We start from the raw sequence: 17051 nt of genomic DNA, 5'->3' as shown, positions 1-17051 counted from the left end.
CGACCGGCTCAGCGATAGGTGACGGCTTTGACCGCCTCGACGACCTCGCCCACATTGGGCAGCGCCAGCTTCTCGAGATTCGCCGCGTAAGGCATCGGCACGTCCTTGCCGGCGATGGTGATGACCGGCGCATCGAGGAAGTCGAAGGCGCGCTGCGACACCTGGCTGGCGATGTGATCACCGACCGAGCTCTGCGGGAAGCCTTCCTCCACCACGACCAGCCGGTTGGTCTTCTTGACTGAAGCGATGATGGTATCGAAGTCGAGCGGACGGACGGTTCTCAAATCGATGATTTCGGCATCAATGCCCATGCCGCGCAGTTCGGCCTCGGCCTTGACCGCATAGGTCATGCCGATGCCGAAGGAGACGATGGTGACGTCCTTGCCCTGCTTGTGGATGCGCGCCTTGCCGATCGGCAGCACGAAATCGTCGAGCTTCGGCACGTCGAAGGACTGGCCGTAGAGGATTTCGTTCTCGAGGAAGATGACCGGGTTCGGATCGCGGATCGCGGCTTTGAGCAAGCCCTTGGCGTCGGCTGCCGTGTAGGGCATCACCACCTTCAGCCCGGGGATGTGGCTGTACCAGGCGGCGTAGCACTGCGAGTGCTGGGCGGCGACGCGGGCGGCCGCACCGTTCGGGCCGCGGAAGACGATCGGTGCGCCCATCTGGCCGCCGGACATATAGAGCGTCTTGGCGGCCGAATTGATGATCTGGTCGATCGCCTGCATGGCGAAGTTGAAGGTCATGAACTCGACGATCGGCTTCAGGCCTGCCATGGCTGCGCCGACGCCGACGCCGGCAAAGCCGTGCTCGGTGATCGGGGTGTCGACGACGCGGCGCGGGCCGAATTCCTGCAGCAGGCCTTGTGTGATCTTGTAGGCGCCTTGGTATTCGGCAACTTCCTCGCCCATGACGAAGACGTCGCCGTCGCGGCGCATTTCCTCGGCCATCGCGTCACGCAGCGCCTCGCGCACCGTGGTCGAGACCATTTCGGTGCCGGCAGGGATGTCCGGATCGGCCGCGACTTCCGCCTTCGGCGCGGCGGCGACAGGCGCAGCCGCCTCGCTTTTGGCCGCGGCGGGCGCCGGTGCCGGCGCGGCCGCTTCAGCCTTGGGCTCTTCTTCGCCGATGCCTTCGCCGGCCTTGTCGACGTCTTCACCGTCGACCGCAAGCACGGCGATCAACGCGTTGACCTTGACGCCTTCGGTGCCGGCCGGAACAACGATCTTGGCGAGCGTGCCTTCATCGACGGCTTCGACTTCCATCGTCGCCTTGTCGGTCTCGATCTCGGCGATGACGTCGCCGGCGACGACCTTGTCGCCTTCGTTCTTCAACCACTTGGAAAGATTGCCCTCTTCCATCGTCGGCGAGAGAGCGGGCATGAGAATTTCGATCGGCATGTCCGTGCCCTCCTTAGAGTACGATGTCGGTCCAGAGCTCGGACGGATCCGGCTCGGCGTCGTGCTGGGCAAATTCGGCGGCGTCGGCGACGATGTCGCGGACCTCCTTGTCGACGGCCTTGAGATCGTCTTCGCTCGCCCACCTCTTATCTATCAGGCGCGCCTTGACCTGTTCGATCGGGTCGTGCTCCGAGCGCATCTTCTGCACTTCTTCCTTGGAGCGATACTTCGCCGGGTCGGACATCGAATGCCCGCGATAGCGATAGGTCTGCATCTCGAGGATCAGCGGGCCGTTGCCGCCGCGGCACCATTCGGCGGCGACGTCGCCGGCTGCCTTGACCGCGCGAACGTCCATGCCGTCGACCTGGATGCCGGGAATCTTGAAGGAAGCTCCGCGGTTGGAGAAGTCGGTCTCGGCGGATGAGCGCGACACCGATGTGCCCATGGCGTAGCGATTGTTCTCGATGATGTAGATTACCGGCAGCTTCCACAGCGAGGCCATGTTGAAGCTTTCATAGACCTGGCCCTGGTTGGCGGCGCCGTCGCCGAAATAGGTCAGCGAGACATTCTTGTTGTCGCGGTAGCGGTTGGCGAAGGCCAGGCCTGTGCCCAGCGACACCTGCGCGCCCACGATGCCGTGGCCGCCATAGAAATGCTTCTCCTTGGAGAACATGTGCATGGAGCCGCCCTTGCCTTTCGACAGGCCGCCACGGCGCCCGGTGAGCTCGGCCATCACGCCGCGCGGCGACAGATCCATCGCCAGCATGTGGCCATGGTCGCGATAGGCGGTGATCATCTGGTCGCCCTCGATCAGCGCCATCTTCATGCCGGTAACGACGGCCTCCTGGCCGATATAGAGGTGGCAGAAGCCGCCGATAAAGCCCATGCCGTAAAGCTGGCCCGCCTTCTCCTCGAAGCGGCGAATGAGCAGCATGTGCCGGTAGGCGGAGAGCTCTTCTTCTTTGGTGAAGTCGGCTGGCTTGGGGGTGGAAAGGGCCGACGATTTGCCGTCGGATCTGGATTTGGACTTGGCAGGCGCTTTTCTGGCGGCGGTGGCCATACATCACTCCCTGTTGGCGTCTCTTCGCGGACATTCAAGGGAGAGCGACCCGTCTCCCCACCGATTTGAGCGAGGCTAACACGCAAGAATGCAATGCGCCATGCTGAAAAATGCATGGCTGACATGCATCCTAAGCGATTAGAATCATTGCAAATAAGTTTGATTAACCGAAATTCGGTTATTTTGCCGAAGCCGGCAGCATGATGGTGATTTCGTCCGGATGGGACAGATTGAGCGCCTTTCGGGCCTGCTCGTCAAGCATGTCCTTTTCCAGCGTGCCTTCATGCATGAGCTGGACACGACGTTCGAAGTCGATCCGGCGCGCCTTGACCGCGTCGAGCTGAGTCTGGAGTTCGGCCGCCTGGGCCTGCAGCCGATATTTGGAGTAGATGCCGAACTCACCGTGATAGGCATGGAAGCCGAAATAGGCGAGAAACAGCACGCAGAGCGACGGAACGATCAGCTTGCCGGTGTTTCTCTGCTTGTGCTGACGTGTCCACATGACCCGAACCCTTTCGGCCGCGAGCGCAAGCGGCTGTTCGAGTCTTTTTTCGCCCGATTGTGCTTAATGGACGGTTACGGTTGGCTGGACTGAGACTTGCCGAAACAAAAAGAGGCGGGGAAACCCGCCTCTCCGCCTCTTTCAACAACCAAGACAGTTTGTCCGGATCAGCCCTTGACCACCGACTTGCCGGCGTAGCGCGCCTGCCGGCCGAGCTCTTCCTCGATCCGGATGAGCTGGTTGTACTTGGCCATGCGGTCTGAGCGCGACAGCGAGCCGGTCTTGATCTGCCCGCAGTTGGTGGCGACTGCGAGGTCGGCAATGGTCGAATCCTCGGTCTCGCCCGAGCGGTGCGACATGACGGCGGTGTAGCCGGCCTTGTGCGCGGTCTCGACCGCGTCGAGCGTTTCGGTGAGCGAGCCGATCTGGTTGACCTTGACCAGGATCGAGTTGGCGACGCCCATGCGGATACCGTCGCGCAGTCGCGCCGTGTTGGTGACAAACAGATCGTCGCCGACCAATTGGGTCTTCTTGCCGATCAGATCGGTCAGGTATTTCCAGCCCTCCCAATCGTCCTCGGCAAGGCCGTCCTCGATGGTGACGATCGGATAATCGGAAGCGAGCTTGGCGAGGTACTTGGCCTGCGCCTTCGGATCGCGGGTCTTCTTCTCGCCCTCATAGACGTAGTTGCCGTCCTTGAAGAACTCGGTCGCCGCGCAGTCGAGGCCGAGCGCCACGTCCTCGCCCGGCTTGAAGCCGGCCTTCTCGATCGATTCCATGATGAAATCGAGGGCCGACGGCGCGCTCTTCAGGTTGGGGGCGAAACCGCCCTCGTCGCCGACATTGGTGTTGTGGCCGGCATCCTTCAGCTTCTTCCTCAGCGTATGGAAGATTTCAGAGCCCCAACGCACGCCGTCGCGCAGCGTCGGCGCGCCGACCGGCAGGATCATGAATTCCTGAAAGTCGATCGGGTTGTCGGCATGAGCGCCGCCATTGATGATGTTCATCATCGGCACCGGCAGGATGTGCGCCTTGGCGCCGCCGACATAGCGGTAGAGCGGCAGCCCGGCGGCCTCGGCGGCGGCCTTGGCCACCGCCAGCGACACGCCGAGGATGGCGTTGGCGCCGAGCCGGCTCTTGTTCGGAGTGCCGTCGAGCTCGATCATCGTCTGGTCGATATGGATCTGGTTCTCGGCTTCCATGCCGCCGATCGCCTCGAATAACTCGCCGTTCACGGCCTCGACGGCGCCCTGGACTCCCTTGCCGAGATAGCGCGGCCCGCCGTCGCGCAGCTCGACCGCCTCATGCGCGCCGGTCGAGGCGCCCGACGGAACGGCGGCGCGGCCCATCGAGCCGTCTTCCAGCACCACGTCGACCTCGACGGTCGGATTTCCACGGCTGTCCAGGATTTCACGCCCGACAATGTCGATGATGGCGGTCATTGCGATGTCCCCGATTGATCGATTGAAGCGTCGCGCCCCTCTTAGCCAAAGCCCGGCAAAAGGCAATTGGGCGGTCCGCAATAATTGCCGGTGACAAGATTCACGAAGCGCAAATCTTTGTCATCATTAGTCATGCGCACGACTCACCCTTCTGATTTATGGTCGTGTTTGCGCGGGGCGAAACACGAGGAGTTTCGCCATGTCCCAGTTGAGCGGTATCGTGAGTTTGTTCCTGATCGCGGCGGCATTCCTAACGTCCTGCGACACCCAGAAGCCTCAGCAGAACTCCACGGAGCTATCCACCCTTCGGACCGCTGAATAGGTTCCTCAACGCTCGAAGGCCCCCGGACCCGGGGGCCTTCTCGATTCTGGAAGCAGCCGCTCAGGCCGATCAGTGCCAGTAAGGCTTCACGTGGTAGTATTCGAAGGATGCATCGCGGGCCGCTTCACCATCGGCGCCGGTCAATTCCTCGATCGAGTAGGCCGGTGCCGCCTTGAGCTGTTCCTTCGTGAAAGGCACGACGTAGCCGCCCATGTTTTCATCATAGTCGAGGCTTGCCCACGGAATGGCGTGATACTTCTCGCCCATGCCGAGGAAGCCGCCGAAGCCGATGACCGCGAACATGATCCCGTTCGACATCTTGTCGAGCATCACGTCCTCGATGCTGCCGATGCTGTCGCCGGCGGTGTTGTAGACCGAGGTGCCGATGACGCGCGAGGCGGCAATGGCTTCGGTGTGGCCAGACGGAGTGGTCATTGTTGTGCTCCTCTCATTTGCTTGTCCGTTGTGGACAATGAGGGGAGCGGGCGAAGGTTCCAGATTTTCGGCTGCCCTGCTACGGCCTCTTGGCGATCCGATCGAACGCCATCAGCCTTTCCAGCAATGTGGGAAGATTCTTCAAGGGCACCATGTTGGGGCCGTCGGAGGGGGCGTTGTCCGGATCCTGGTGGGTTTCGATGAACACGCCGGCAACGCCGATCGCCACGGCGGCGCGCGCGAGGGTCTCGACGAAGCGTCGTTCGCCACCGGTCGAGCCGCCCTGCCCGCCCGGCTGCTGCACGGAATGGGTGGCGTCGAAGATCACCGGCGCGCCGATCTCGGCCATGATCGGCAGCGCTCGCATGTCCGACACCAGTGTGTTGTAGCCGAAGGAGGCGCCGCGCTCGGTGACCAGCACGTTGGCGTTGCCGGAACCGGTGACCTTGGCGACGACATTCTTCATGTCCCATGGCGCCAGGAACTGACCCTTCTTGACGTTCACCACCTTGCCGGTGCGCGCCGCCGCAATCAGCAGATCCGTCTGCCGGCTGAGAAAGGCCGGTATCTGCAGCACATCCACATGCGGCGCGACCAATGCGCATTGCTCCTCGGTGTGGACGTCGGTCAGCACCGGCAGTCCGAACTCCTTGCGCAGAGCGTCGAAGATCGGCATCGCCGCCTCGAGCCCGGCACCGCGCGCGCCGCCGAGCGAGGTGCGGTTGGCCTTGTCGTAGCTCGTCTTGTACACCAGCCCGATGCCGAGCCTGATGGTCAGTTCCTTCAGCGCGCCGGCCATGTCGAAGGCATGCTGGCGCGACTCGAGTTGACAGGGGCCTGCGATCAGCGACAGGGGCGCATTGTTGGCGAAAACGACCTTGCCGACGCTTACCGCGGCATTGGGCGCAAGGGGCTCGCTCATGGGATCTCCCGAAAGATGAAGGCTGCGCCCTGACCGGGTGCCGACGGCACGACGACATCGTCGCCGCTCATGTCGTGCTCTATGGCGTTGGCCGCAAGTAGCTGGGTGGCTGCGGCGACGCTGTGTATCGCAAAGATGACGGCCGCAAAACGCAGGTCCGAAGGCTGCCCTGCCGAAGCACCGAACCGTGCGACAAAAGCGTCGGGCGTCAGAACGGCCAGGGTCGCGTTTGGCAGGTCAGTCCTGTCGCCGTCGCTCGCGCCCTGGCCGGCAGCGATCGATATCAGTCCCCTCTGGCTCGAAGGCTCGTCGCTCACCGCCACGATCTCGACGATGCCGGTCACGCCATTGGCATGTGCCTGCAGTGCGGTGCGGTCGATCTGCGGCGCGTTGATGCGCTGGCAGGCGAACAGGAATGCGTCCGGTGCTTTTCTATCGGCCGCGAATGCCAGTTTGAACGATGCCGTGTCGCTTTTGCCGGTGGTGTCGGTGAAGGCGCGCGAAAAACTCAACATGTTGCCTGCCGACAGCCCCGCTTCGACATAGCGCGCGTGGTCGGCATCTGCATCGGCGGTCCCGAAGACGACCGCGGAGAAGCCCTCGTCGCCAAGCCTGCTGCGGTAAAGGCGGTCGCGCGCGACGAAGACGTTGCCCTCGCCCATCGCCCGATCGGCCGTTTTGTCATCGCCGACGGCCAGCGGTTCCAGAAAGGTGCCGTCGGCGAAGAAAACACAAGCGTTCTCAGTCCCGAAAGGATGGACGCCGGTCGGCGCGACGAAGAAGCCGAGCGACGAGAGGCGCTGCCTTGCAATGTCGAGGCTCTGCGTGGGCAGAACGAGATGGTCGAGCGGATGGGGCGAAGTTTTCGTCATGCCGGCGCGGTGTGCACCATTGCGGAAATCGGTTCAAGGCCTGGCGTCGAAGGCGAGCGGACGGCGTGGCTCAGGCGGCGGCCACGACGTCGGCCGAATAACGCAGCTCGCGCAACGGTTTAACCCTGCCGGTCGTCTCCGCATAGATCGGATGCGCCCGGTAGGCCGCGAGCGCTGCCTCGTCCTCGAATTCGGCATAGACGACCACGTCGATCGCGTTTGAGAACAAATCGACCTTGGTATTGAGCGTCACCTCGAAGTGTTTCGAATGTGGAATCTTGCCCAGTTCCTGAAGACCTGACCGGACGGCCTCCACATCCTCCTTGCGCCGCACGCTGAAGAAAACGATGTGCCGGATCAACCCAGCCTCCTTGATCGACGGATGAACGCGTTTTGTGGGAGCAAGGCCGTCGCGTCAACCGGCAACGATGTCGCGCCCGCTGTTCGAGCGGCAGCGTCGGGGCCTCAGGCAGCGCCGGTGACGTAACGCACGATGCGCGACATCTCCCTGACGGTCGCGTCGAGATATTGGCCCTGGTTGTAGAGGCCGTCCCAGATCAGGAAGAACGTGATGGCGACGATAACGATCACATAACGCATGGCTAAAGCTAGCGTATGTCCTCAAACGGAACCAGAGCGCCTTCACGGCAATCGTTCCAATTCACCGCTTTGTAATCGACGCACCTTTCCGGCGTCATGGGACCCAGCCAGGGCTACCTGGAGAGCTGCGGTGCGAGCACAAATGTCTCATGCGAACGTGATGCAACCGCGATCGGACATCCGGCATTTTTCCGGCTGTCCGGCGCCGTCACTGCATCCTCGGGCGAGCGCCGAGCGTCGTTCGCAACAGGAGGCTTCCTTGAACCGCACCGTAGCCGTCGCCGTGCTGCTGCTTGCCGTGATCTCGGCAAGTGCGGCTGACGCAAAAGTATCCTTGCCCACAGTCACCAATGACCCGCTGGGCGCGCTGACTGCCCCGACGCTGACACCGGGGGCCAGCGACCTTGTCAACAACACGCCGACATCGACCATCCAGGAGATTCGCCACCCGAGAGGAATGGCGCCGCTGACCGTGCCCAGCGATCCGCTCGGCACGTCGATCCAGCCGGCCTTCCCCGGGCCGCTCACCACGCCCGCGACCACCCCTTCGCCTTAGCCAAATCAGGCCGGCCCGGCCGCGCAACGTCAAAGGGTAATGCGGTATTTGGCAAACCCCGCCTCACCCTCGCCCGCCGGCTCGATCTTCAGCGACTTCACCTGACCGATGAAATCCTTGGCCTTGGGTCCGGTCTCGAAGACAACGCTGGTTCCAGGCAGCGGCGCGAACGACCAGTTGTCGTCCGCCGACGGATTGATCGTGCCCTCGCTGATGACGTAGCGCACGATCACGTCGCGGTTGGTGTCCGGCGCCTCGTAGATGATCTTCGAAGCATTGATATCGGGGAAATTGCCGCCGCCGCCAGCGCGGTAGTTGTTGGTGGCAACCACGAATTTCGCTGCCGGATCGAGCGGCTTGCCGCCGAATCTAAGATCGACGATGCGGCTGGAGCCGGCATTGGCGACGGCGCCCTTCGTATCGTATTTCGGTGGCTGCGACAGGTCGATCTTGTAGGTGATGCCATCGATGACGTCGAAATTGTAGGAGGGGAAATCGGTGTTGATCAGCGGCTGATCCGCCTTCCCGGGCTCGATCCTGTTGAAGATGCCGGCCGACATCTCCAGCCATTCCTTGACTTGCGAGCCGGTGATTTCGACCGCACGCACGGTGTTCGGATAAAGATAGAGATCGGCGACGTTCTTGATGGCGATATCGCCGACAGGGACGTCGGTATAGTAGTCGGCGCCGTTGCGGCCGCCTGCCTTGAACGGTGCCGCCGCAGAGAGGAGCGGCACGTCCTTCCACTCTGTGCTCTTCAAAATATCCTTGAGATACCAGCTCTGCGCCTGATTGACGATCTGCACCGATGGATCGTCGGCGACCAAAGCGAAATAGGAATAGAGCGGCGCGGACGTCTTGCCGACGGGGCGGCGGACATAGGCGAGCGTCGCCTCGTGATCCTGCTCTAGCGCCGCGATGATGCGCTTGTCGTCGCCGACCGTAGCCTTGTTCTTGCTGTCGACGCGCTCATAGATCGGCCGCGCCTCGGAGGTGGCCGAGACGACGCGCCATTTCGAGCCGTCGCGCTCAAGAAGCAGGTCGATCAGGCCCATATGCGAGCCCCAGAAGCCGCCCATCACCGCCGGCTTGCCCTGCAGAGTGCCTTTTTCGGTTTCGACGCCTTCCAGCGCCTGGAAATCCTTCTTGCCGGGGAAGACGAGATGCTGGTGCCCGGTGAAGACCGCGTCGATGCCTTCGACGCCGGCGACGAAGAAGGAGGCGTTCTCCATCATTTCGCCCTGCTTGATATCGATGCCGGAATGCGAAAGCGCAATGACGATGTCGGCGCCCTCCTCGCGGATTTGCGGTACCCAGGCCTTGGCCGCCTGGACAATGTCGCGGGTCTGGACGTTGCCTTCCAGGTTTTTCAGGTCCCAGACCATGATCTGCGGCGGCACGAAACCGATGACCCCGATCTTGATCGGTTGCTCAGCGCCGGAACCGTCCTTGATCTTCTTGTCGAGGATGACATAAGGCTTGAGGTAGAGCTTGTCGTCGCGCGGGTTCGTGGCGAGCGTCGTGCCCCGGATCAGGTTGGCGCACACGAAGGGGAAATTGGCGCCGGCCAACACCTTGTCCATGAAGGACAGGCCGTAGTTGAATTCGTGGTTGCCGAGCGTCGAGCATTCATAGCCGAGCAGGTTCATGCCCTTCATGATCGGATGCAGGTCGCCGTCCTTCATGCCCTTTTCATAGGCGATGTAGTCGCCCATCGGATTGCCCTGCAACAGGTCGCCATTGTCGATCAGCATCGCATTGGTGGCTTGCTTGCGCACCCCGTCGATCAGCGAGGCCGTGCGCGACAGGCCCATCGTGTCGTTCGCTTTGTCGGCGTAATAATCATAGGGCAGCAAATTCACATGGATGTCGGTCGTCTCCATGATCCTCAGATGCGCCTGATTGGCTGCGGCACGGGCGGAGAACGGATGCAGCATGATCAGCGCTCCGCTGGCGGCGGCTCCGGCCAGGAATTCGCGGCGGGAGACGGGCAAAAGTGACATTGTTTCCTCCTCTAAGACAACGCGACATGCCCTGCCCCCCAATCGGAACATGCCGTCGAAGGCATTTCGAGTCCATGTCTGTTGGATGCCTGTTGATCACGACACGGTGACGCGTCGATGAAAAGCAATCAGCTCTTGTCGTCGTCACCCTGAGTGATCAGGCGCGCGCTGCGCTGCCCGGTAAAATATATCCACAGCCAACTGAGCGACACCGCGAGCCGATTGCGAAAATCGATCAGGAAATAAATGTGCGCTATCCCCCAGAGCCACCATGCGAGCCAGCCGGTGAGCTTGATCCAGCCGAAATCGATGGCGGCCGCGCGTTTGCCGATCGTCGCCAGGTCGCCGGCATGCTTGTAGCGGAAAGGGCGTGGCGTTGCGTCGCCATCGAGTCTCGCTTTGATCGGCGCCGCAACATGCCTGCCCTCCTGCTTGGCGGACGGCGCCACGCCCGGTACCGGCTTGCCGTCCGGTCGCAGCAGATGCGCCGTATCGCCGATAACGAATATGTCGGGGCTGCCCGGCACGGTGAGATCGGGCTCGACCAGCACCCTGCCCGCCCGGTCGGCGGGCGCTCCCAGCCATTCCGCCGCAGGCGAAGCGGCGACGCCGGCTGCCCATAAAATCGTCTTTGCCGGCAGGTAGGTATCGCCAAAGACGACGCCCTCGGCATCCAACTGCGTGACGGCACGGCCAAGCTCGACCGTCACGCCAAGCCGCTCCAGCGCTTTTTGAGCATAGGCCGAGAGCTCCGGTGCGAAATTGGCGAGCACACGGTCACCGGCTTCGATCAGCACAACGCGCGCCTGCCGCGTGTCGATATTGCGGAATTCGCCGGGCAGCGTGTCCTGCGCAAGCTCTGCAATGGTGCCGGCAAGCTCCACGCCGGTCGGTCCGCCGCCAACGATGACCAGCGTCAGCAATGCCTGGCGCCTGGCGGGATCGGTCTCGCGCTCGGCTTGCTCGAAGGCGAGCAGGATGCGGCGCCGGATGGTGGTGGCATCTTCCAGCGTCTTCAGCCCGGGCGCGAATGGCTCCCATTCGTCATGGCCGAAATAGGCGTGGCGCGCGCCGGTGGCGAGCACCAGCGTGTCGTAGCTGACTGCGCTCCCGTCATCGAGCAGCACGCGTTTGCCTGCGCGGTCAACACCGATGACCGTACCCAGAAGCGTCGTGACATCCTTGCGCTTGCGTAAAAGATGACGGATCGGCCAGGCGATCTCGGAAGTCGCCAGCGCGGTGGTCGCCACCTGGTAGAGCAGCGGCTGGAACAAGTGGTGATTGCGCTTATCGATCATGGTGATGCGCACCGGTGCGCCAGCCAGCGCGCGGGTAAGTTCGAGACCGCCGAACCCGGCGCCGACGATCACGACATGATGCTTGGCTTCGTCCATTTTCAGCCACCTCGCCCAAAGCAACCCGATTGCTTAGATGTAAGCATTTTTGTGCACCGCAACAACGCCACCGCTGGCCATGTCACTGCCCGGGAGTCGTCGCCCGGTGTCGTGTACGCGCATGTCAGCCTCGGAACGCCGGGTATAGCGTGGAGCAGAACGATAGGAGTGGAGCATGTCTGACAATCGCGATGACGACGGCCCGGCCCAATACGCCTCGCCGCCTTGTTTCATGCATGAGCTCGACCCGGCCTATCAGATGCCGCTGTCCGACTGGACTGATGTCCGGCGCTGGCGCAAGGCGGAGCGTGAGCGGCTGATCGGGGCGCGGCTTGCGGTTTCCGCCGATGCACGCGCGGCAATGTCACAGCGGATTGGCGAGGGCCTCGATACGCTGGTCGGCAACGTTGCCGGCCTTATGGTCAGCCTCTACTGGCCGTTCCGCGGCGAGCCGGACCTGCGCGGCTTTATGGCGTCGATCAATGCGCGCGGCGGCCGCACCGCGCTGCCCGTCGTCATCGAGAAGGGCCAGCCTTTGGTGTTCCGCGCCTACGCGCCGGGCGACCGGCTGGAGAAAGGCGTCTGGAACATCCCGATCCCGGCCGAGGGTGATCCTGTCCTGCCCGATATCGTGATCTCGCCTGTGGTCGGCATCGATCCCAGCAACTACCGGCTGGGCTATGGCGGCGGTTTCTACGATCGTACACTTGCCGCCATGCCGTTCAGGCCGCTGGTGATCGGCGTCGGCTACGAATTGCAGCGCATTCCCACCATCTATCCGCAGCGGCACGACATCCCGATGACCAAGGTGGTAACCGAGGCGACCGGAGCCTAAGGCAGTTCCACGAAAAGTGTGTAGCGGTTTCCGTCCGCAATTGCGCAAAGCAAAGAGATTGAGCGGTTCGGGTTCCGGTGGAACGCTGAAACGCTCTGACCTCAGCTAAGCCATTTCCGGCCTCAACCCCACCGCTGTCCTGTCGACGATCTCGCGCAGGGCGAAGGATGAGTTGATCTTCGTCACATGCGGCATCGCCGACAGCCATTCCTTGTGGATGCGCTCATAGTCGGCAAGGTCCTTGGCCGCTATACGCAGGATATAGTCGTATTCGCCCGACATCAGATGGCAGGAAAGCACGTTCGGGCAGCGTTTGATCGCCGCTTCGAAATCGGACAGCGTCTTCTCGAACTGCCCCGACAACGATATATGCACGATCGCCGTCATTTGATGGCCAAGCGCGGCATTAGACAGCCGCGCGTGATAGCCGCGGATGGTTCCGGATTTCTCCAGATTGTCCAGGCGCCTGGAGCAGGCCGACTGCGACAGCCCAACCTTTTCGGCAAGCGCAGCATTGGGTATCCGGCCATCCTTCTGCAAAGTCTCCAGGATGGCGATATCAATCCTATCGAGCGGCATTTTTCGTGATTCCTGCGAATATTCCGGCATTTTGCGCAACGATTATCGAAGACCGGACGCTACCGCAAGTGCATTCGCAAACACATACGGAACGATTCATGCTTCACTGCGTCTGATGCATGTCGCCCAAAACTGCGCGTCGGTTTTTGGAATGGCGGCATGCCCGGAAAAGTCAGGGAGAGCGCCCTTTCAAGGGCCGGACAGGAGAAGAAGATGCGCGTCGGCTGCCCCAGGGAAATCAAGAACCATGAATACCGTGTCGGTCTGACGCCCGGCTCGGTTCGCGAATATGTCGCGCACGGCCACGAAGTGCTTGTCGAGGCCGGCGCCGGCGCCGGCATAGGCGCCGACGACAACGCCTATCGCGCCGCCGGCGCCACGATCGCCAAGACGGCCGCCGACGTGTTCGCCAGGTCGGACATGATCGTCAAGGTCAAGGAACCGCAGCCCAACGAATGGGTGCAGCTGCGCGACGGCCAGATCCTCTACACCTACCTCCACCTCGCCCCGGATCCGGAGCAGACCAAGGGCCTGCTCGCTTCGGGCGTCACGGCGATCGCCTATGAGACGGTCACCGACGACCGCGGCGGTCTTCCCCTGCTCGCGCCGATGTCGGAAGTCGCCGGCCGCCTGTCGATCCAGGCCGGCGCGACCGCGCTGCAGAAGGCCAATGGCGGCCGCGGCGTGCTGCTCGGCGGCGTTCCCGGCGTGCTGCCCGGCAAGGTCACCGTGCTCGGCGGCGGCGTCGTCGGCCTGCATGCTGCGAAGATGGCTGCCGGCCTCGGCGCCGACGTCACCATCATCGACCGCTCGATCCCGCGCCTGCGCCAGCTCGACGACATTTTTGGCGGCCGTGTCCATACCCGCTATTCGACCGTCGAAGCGCTCGAAGACGAATGCTTTTCGGCTGACATCGTCGTCGGCGCCGTGCTGATCCCGGGGGCCGCCGCACCCAAGCTGGTCACCCGCGAAATGCTCTCCGGCATGAAGAAGGGCTCGGTGCTGGTCGACGTGGCCATCGACCAGGGCGGCTGCTTCGAAACCTCGCACGCCACGACCCATGCCGACCCGACCTATGAGGTCGACGGCGTGATCCACTACTGCGTCGCCAACATGCCGGGCGCGGTTCCGGTCACCTCGGCGCACGCGCTGAACAACGCCACTCTGCATCACGGCCTGCAGCTCGCCGACAAGGGCCTGAAGGCGCTGGTCGACGACCATCACCTGCGCAACGGCCTCAATGTCCACAAGGGCAAGATCACCAATCGTGCCGTCGCCGAAGCGCTGGGTTACGAGATGGTCGAACCGAAGGCGGTGCTGGCCGCCTGAAATTATTTGTCACGTAATTCCGGACGGTACCGCTGCTACAGACCTTTCCTGGAATTGCCCTCGATAAAAGCTTCCTTCTGTCGCCCGCCGGTTCTTCCGGCGGGCGTTTTTTATCGTGTTTCCAACCGGTCCTTTGCGCGAAGAGTCCGGGCAACAAAAAAGCGGAGCCAGAGCCCCGCTTCCTCGATGTTGCGATGTGCCGCCGGTCCATCCGCGGTCGGCCATCGATCAACGACTGCCCTTCTAGCGCGGTTATGCGACGGGAGTACGACAGTTTGCGGGGGCATGCGGGCCGCCGCTCAGCCATGCGAGCGAATCCGGTGCCTCTTTTGTGAAATGCTTCACATTCGGGACCCGAGAAACCTGCCTAGAGAGATTTCGCTACCTGATGGCTACGGTCGCCCTCGGTTCCGGTGAAAACCGGCCCCGCCGGCGGCTCGGGCCGAAGGCTTCTGTCACAGACTTCCAACGGCCCGCTAGACCACCGGCGGGCATTTTTTTGCCGGCGATCAAGCTCGTTCGATGCGGCACTGGTAGCAATTGTTCCGTGCCGAGCGGACGTGAATGTAGGCTATGTCGTCGCGCTCGAACAAAGTCTCGGCGCGGGCCGCGATATCGCCCGTCGGGACGACGGCGCCGCTGCCGTAGACGATGCGGTCGTCCTTGCCATAACCGCGCACTATGTAGTCGCTGCTTTGGAGCATCTCGGGCAGTGCATCCGCCTCCGCGGCGCGTTCACATTCGTCCGCATGCAGGAAGATCGGTCCGGTCTCCGCGTAAGGCTGAAGCTCCGGGAACGGCCGGTAGGCGAGGATGAGATAGCTATCGCCGGTTGCGACGTTCTTCATGCAATGCCGGCACGGCAAGCCATCGCCGTCCGAAATCCTTCGCTCTGGCATGTGGCCGTAAGCGTCGGACCCTCCCCGCTGTAAGGCGCGCACGGCTTCGGTCGGCAGGGCTTTGAACTGGATGCTCATGGCAAAATTCTCCGGTGTCCTTGGTCGGAAACTATGCCGAGCCGACAGCGTCTCCCACCCGATTCCTGCCAAGCGCTTCGTGCGTCGCTCGAAGCGCAGTATCGAAATTCTACGAACCCGAAATCACGACACCAGAGTTACCGGACTCGCATACACGGCGCTCCGCGTCATGATGATCGCAGAAGAAGGCTGTGGCGCGCGGGCGGCTGAGTCTGGCGATGATCCGAGCATGATACGGCCCGCAGCGACGATCCGGACGACCAAGGCGCCCCGCTGGGCTTGCATCGACACGTCGCTGCCGACCTTCGAGGGCCAGCCGCCGCCGCTTGCGTAGGCGTCGAGGCAGCCGACTGCGCCGCGCTTCCCTTTAGCTACGGTCGCATGACGCTTGCCGAGCGCTCGGCGAAGGTCAGCGGATGCACGACCTCTTTCTTTTGCGCAACCGGCGTAAAGCCAAGCTTCTGGTAAAGCGGCAGCGCCGCCGGGTGGTCGAGCGTGCAGGTCTGCACCGTGATGCGCTTCGGCCCATACGACCACGCAGCCGAGATGGCCGCACCCAGAAACCAGCGGCCGATACCCTGGCCGTGCGCATGTTCCATCATACCGAAATAGGCGAGTTCCACTTCCTCGGGCAGATGCGGCTTGAGGTCGAAGAAGCCGGCGGGAGAGCCGTCGAGGTAGAGCACGCTGATGTCGCGGTCCTCACGATGCAGGCCGGCGGCCAGTTCCTCGTCGCTCAGTCTAAGCACGTTGACCCAGTGCCATTTGCGCCCGACGCGATCCATCAGGTAGCGGTAGAAATGCAGCGGAATGTCCTTGGTCCTCAGCAAGGCGATCTGCCGGTTGTAGGGCAACGGGGGAGATGAGGCCGGCGGTGCGTGCATTTCGAGGAATGTGACCGTGACATCGATATCCTTCGGTCCACCGTTTTCCATCGCCGTCATTCCTTGCCCGTCACCACGGGCGTGTCGCTCAGCCCACCCCATTCGGTCCATGAGCCGTCGTACAGCCTATTGTAGGTATGGCCAAGCGTCTCCAGCGCCAACGTGATCGCCGCCGCAGTGATGCCAGATCCGCACGAGGTGACTACCGGCTTTGTAAGATCGATACCGGCTTCCTCAATGACCTTGCGCAAGCGGTCCTTGGGCAGCAGTTCGCCATTCTCGGCAAGCGCGGCAACCGGAACATTGCGAGCGCCCGGCATATGGCCGGAACGGACGCCGGGACGCGGTTCCGGATCGGTACCGGCGAAACGGCCGGGTGAGCGCGCATCGGCGATCTGGCTTTCTCCGCTTCCAACGATCCGGCGCATTTCGTCGAGGCTGACAACCCGGCTTGCATCGAAATCGGCATAAAAGACGCAAGGCGCGATCCGGGTCTGCTCCGCCGTCACCGGCCGCCCTTCCGCCTTCCAGCGGTCGAAGCCGCCATTCAGGATATAGACCTGGAAAACGCCCATGACGCGGAACATCCACCAGGCGCGCGGCGCCGAGAAATAGCCTGGACCGTCATAGATGACGATCGTGTCGTCGGCCGAAACACCCATCGAGCCGACATATTGCGCGAAATATTGGGGCGACGCCAATGTGTGCGGCAGCTTGGAATCCGGGTCCGAAACGGCGTCCTGATCGAGGAAGCGAGCACCGGGGATATGGGCGTCGTCATACTCGGCGCGGGCGTCGCGTTTCTGCGCCGGCAGGTACCAGGACGCGTCAATGATGGTCAGTCCTGGCGTTCCCAACCGCTTCTCGAGCCAATCCGCGTCGACGATGAATGGGCTGTCTTCGGCCATTTTTCCTCTCCTGCCCGCTCCTGGCGACTTT

At 62.6% G+C, this 17051-nt stretch carries 18 protein-coding genes; 3 read left to right on the top strand and 15 right to left on the bottom strand.

Annotated features, from left to right (window positions below; genetic code table 11):
* Nucleotides 1-8: 8 nt before the first annotated feature.
* The 9 genes from CK221_RS10350 to CK221_RS31065 all read right to left on the bottom strand — a co-directional run bounded on the left by CK221_RS10350 (nucleotide 9) and on the right by CK221_RS31065 (nucleotide 7555).
* Nucleotides 9-1400: a pyruvate dehydrogenase complex E1 component subunit beta gene (locus CK221_RS10350; RefSeq protein WP_066989674.1), complete on the bottom strand. Its 1392-nt coding sequence runs from the start codon at nucleotides 1398-1400 to the stop codon at nucleotides 9-11.
* Between the two features lie 13 nt (nucleotides 1401-1413).
* Nucleotides 1414-2460: a pyruvate dehydrogenase (acetyl-transferring) E1 component subunit alpha gene (pdhA, locus tag CK221_RS10345; RefSeq protein ID WP_095777644.1), complete on the bottom strand. Its 1047-nt coding sequence runs from the start codon at nucleotides 2458-2460 to the stop codon at nucleotides 1414-1416.
* A gap of 178 nt (nucleotides 2461-2638) precedes the next feature.
* Nucleotides 2639-2962: a septum formation initiator family protein gene (locus CK221_RS10340; protein WP_066989670.1), complete on the bottom strand. Its 324-nt coding sequence runs from the start codon at nucleotides 2960-2962 to the stop codon at nucleotides 2639-2641.
* A 167-nt stretch (nucleotides 2963-3129) separates the two neighbouring features.
* Nucleotides 3130-4404: a phosphopyruvate hydratase gene (eno, locus tag CK221_RS10335; RefSeq protein WP_066989668.1), complete on the bottom strand. Its 1275-nt coding sequence runs from the start codon at nucleotides 4402-4404 to the stop codon at nucleotides 3130-3132.
* Between the two features lie 391 nt (nucleotides 4405-4795).
* Nucleotides 4796-5161, bottom strand: a complete 366-nt coding sequence (locus tag CK221_RS10330) for a PRC-barrel domain-containing protein (RefSeq protein WP_066989666.1) — start codon at nucleotides 5159-5161, stop codon at nucleotides 4796-4798.
* A gap of 79 nt (nucleotides 5162-5240) precedes the next feature.
* Nucleotides 5241-6083: a 3-deoxy-8-phosphooctulonate synthase gene (gene kdsA / locus CK221_RS10325; protein WP_066989664.1), complete on the bottom strand. Its 843-nt coding sequence runs from the start codon at nucleotides 6081-6083 to the stop codon at nucleotides 5241-5243.
* Nucleotides 6080-6955, bottom strand: a complete 876-nt coding sequence (locus CK221_RS10320) for a VOC family protein (protein WP_095777643.1) — start codon at nucleotides 6953-6955, stop codon at nucleotides 6080-6082. Before CK221_RS10320 ends, kdsA begins: the two co-directional genes overlap by 4 nt.
* Nucleotides 6956-7025: 70 nt before the next feature.
* Nucleotides 7026-7316, bottom strand: coding sequence for a Dabb family protein (locus CK221_RS10315; RefSeq protein ID WP_066989660.1), 291 nt, complete (start codon nucleotides 7314-7316; stop codon nucleotides 7026-7028).
* A gap of 104 nt (nucleotides 7317-7420) precedes the next feature.
* Nucleotides 7421-7555, bottom strand: coding sequence for a hypothetical protein (locus CK221_RS31065; RefSeq protein WP_259979787.1), 135 nt, complete (start codon nucleotides 7553-7555; stop codon nucleotides 7421-7423).
* Nucleotides 7556-7814: 259 nt separating this feature from the next.
* Between CK221_RS31065 and CK221_RS10310 the strand changes: the two genes are divergently transcribed.
* Nucleotides 7815-8111 (top strand): hypothetical protein, encoded by a 297-nt coding sequence (locus CK221_RS10310; RefSeq protein WP_095777642.1) that lies wholly within the window; start codon nucleotides 7815-7817, stop codon nucleotides 8109-8111.
* 29 nt (nucleotides 8112-8140) lie between these two features.
* On the opposite strand, the gene CK221_RS10305 is transcribed toward CK221_RS10310, so the two are convergent.
* The gene (locus CK221_RS10305) at nucleotides 8141-10114 is read right to left on the bottom strand and encodes a bifunctional 2',3'-cyclic-nucleotide 2'-phosphodiesterase/3'-nucleotidase (protein ID WP_095777641.1); all 1974 of its coding nucleotides are present in this window, start codon (nucleotides 10112-10114) and stop codon (nucleotides 8141-8143) included.
* A gap of 128 nt (nucleotides 10115-10242) precedes the next feature.
* Entirely contained in the window at nucleotides 10243-11508 is a 1266-nt protein-coding gene (locus CK221_RS10300; protein ID WP_095777640.1) for an NAD(P)/FAD-dependent oxidoreductase, read from the bottom strand.
* A 175-nt stretch (nucleotides 11509-11683) separates the two neighbouring features.
* Between CK221_RS10300 and CK221_RS10295 the strand changes: the two genes are divergently transcribed.
* Nucleotides 11684-12343, top strand: a complete 660-nt coding sequence (locus CK221_RS10295; RefSeq protein ID WP_095777639.1) for a 5-formyltetrahydrofolate cyclo-ligase — start codon at nucleotides 11684-11686, stop codon at nucleotides 12341-12343.
* Nucleotides 12344-12448: 105 nt separating this feature from the next.
* Here the strand turns inward: CK221_RS10295 and CK221_RS10290 are convergent, their stop codons facing one another.
* Complete coding sequence (locus CK221_RS10290) at nucleotides 12449-12922, bottom strand: Lrp/AsnC family transcriptional regulator (protein WP_059188527.1); 474 nt, start codon at nucleotides 12920-12922, stop codon at nucleotides 12449-12451.
* A 213-nt stretch (nucleotides 12923-13135) separates the two neighbouring features.
* Here CK221_RS10290 and ald point away from each other — a divergent pair, with 213 nt between their 5' ends.
* Nucleotides 13136-14251: an alanine dehydrogenase gene (ald, locus tag CK221_RS10285; protein WP_066989922.1), complete on the top strand. Its 1116-nt coding sequence runs from the start codon at nucleotides 13136-13138 to the stop codon at nucleotides 14249-14251.
* 509 nt (nucleotides 14252-14760) lie between these two features.
* Here ald and CK221_RS10280 read toward each other — a convergent pair.
* The 3 genes from CK221_RS10280 to sseA form a co-directional block, all read right to left on the bottom strand.
* Nucleotides 14761-15228 carry a DUF1203 domain-containing protein gene (locus CK221_RS10280; protein WP_095777638.1) on the bottom strand — a complete coding sequence of 156 codons (468 nt, stop codon included), beginning with the start codon at nucleotides 15226-15228 and terminating at the stop codon, nucleotides 14761-14763.
* Nucleotides 15229-15599: 371 nt separating this feature from the next.
* Nucleotides 15600-16163, bottom strand: a complete 564-nt coding sequence (locus CK221_RS10275; protein WP_067321624.1) for a GNAT family N-acetyltransferase — start codon at nucleotides 16161-16163, stop codon at nucleotides 15600-15602.
* Nucleotides 16164-16168: 5 nt separating this feature from the next.
* The gene (gene sseA / locus CK221_RS10270; protein ID WP_095777637.1) at nucleotides 16169-17020 is read right to left on the bottom strand and encodes a 3-mercaptopyruvate sulfurtransferase; all 852 of its coding nucleotides are present in this window, start codon (nucleotides 17018-17020) and stop codon (nucleotides 16169-16171) included.
* Between the last annotated feature and the right edge of the window lie 31 nt (nucleotides 17021-17051).

The sequence above is a fragment of the Mesorhizobium sp. WSM3868 genome (assembly GCF_002294785.1).
Lineage (GTDB): Bacteria > Pseudomonadota > Alphaproteobacteria > Rhizobiales > Rhizobiaceae > Mesorhizobium.
Note: the sequence above shows the minus strand (reverse complement) of the source record. Positions and strands in the feature narration are given on the sequence as shown.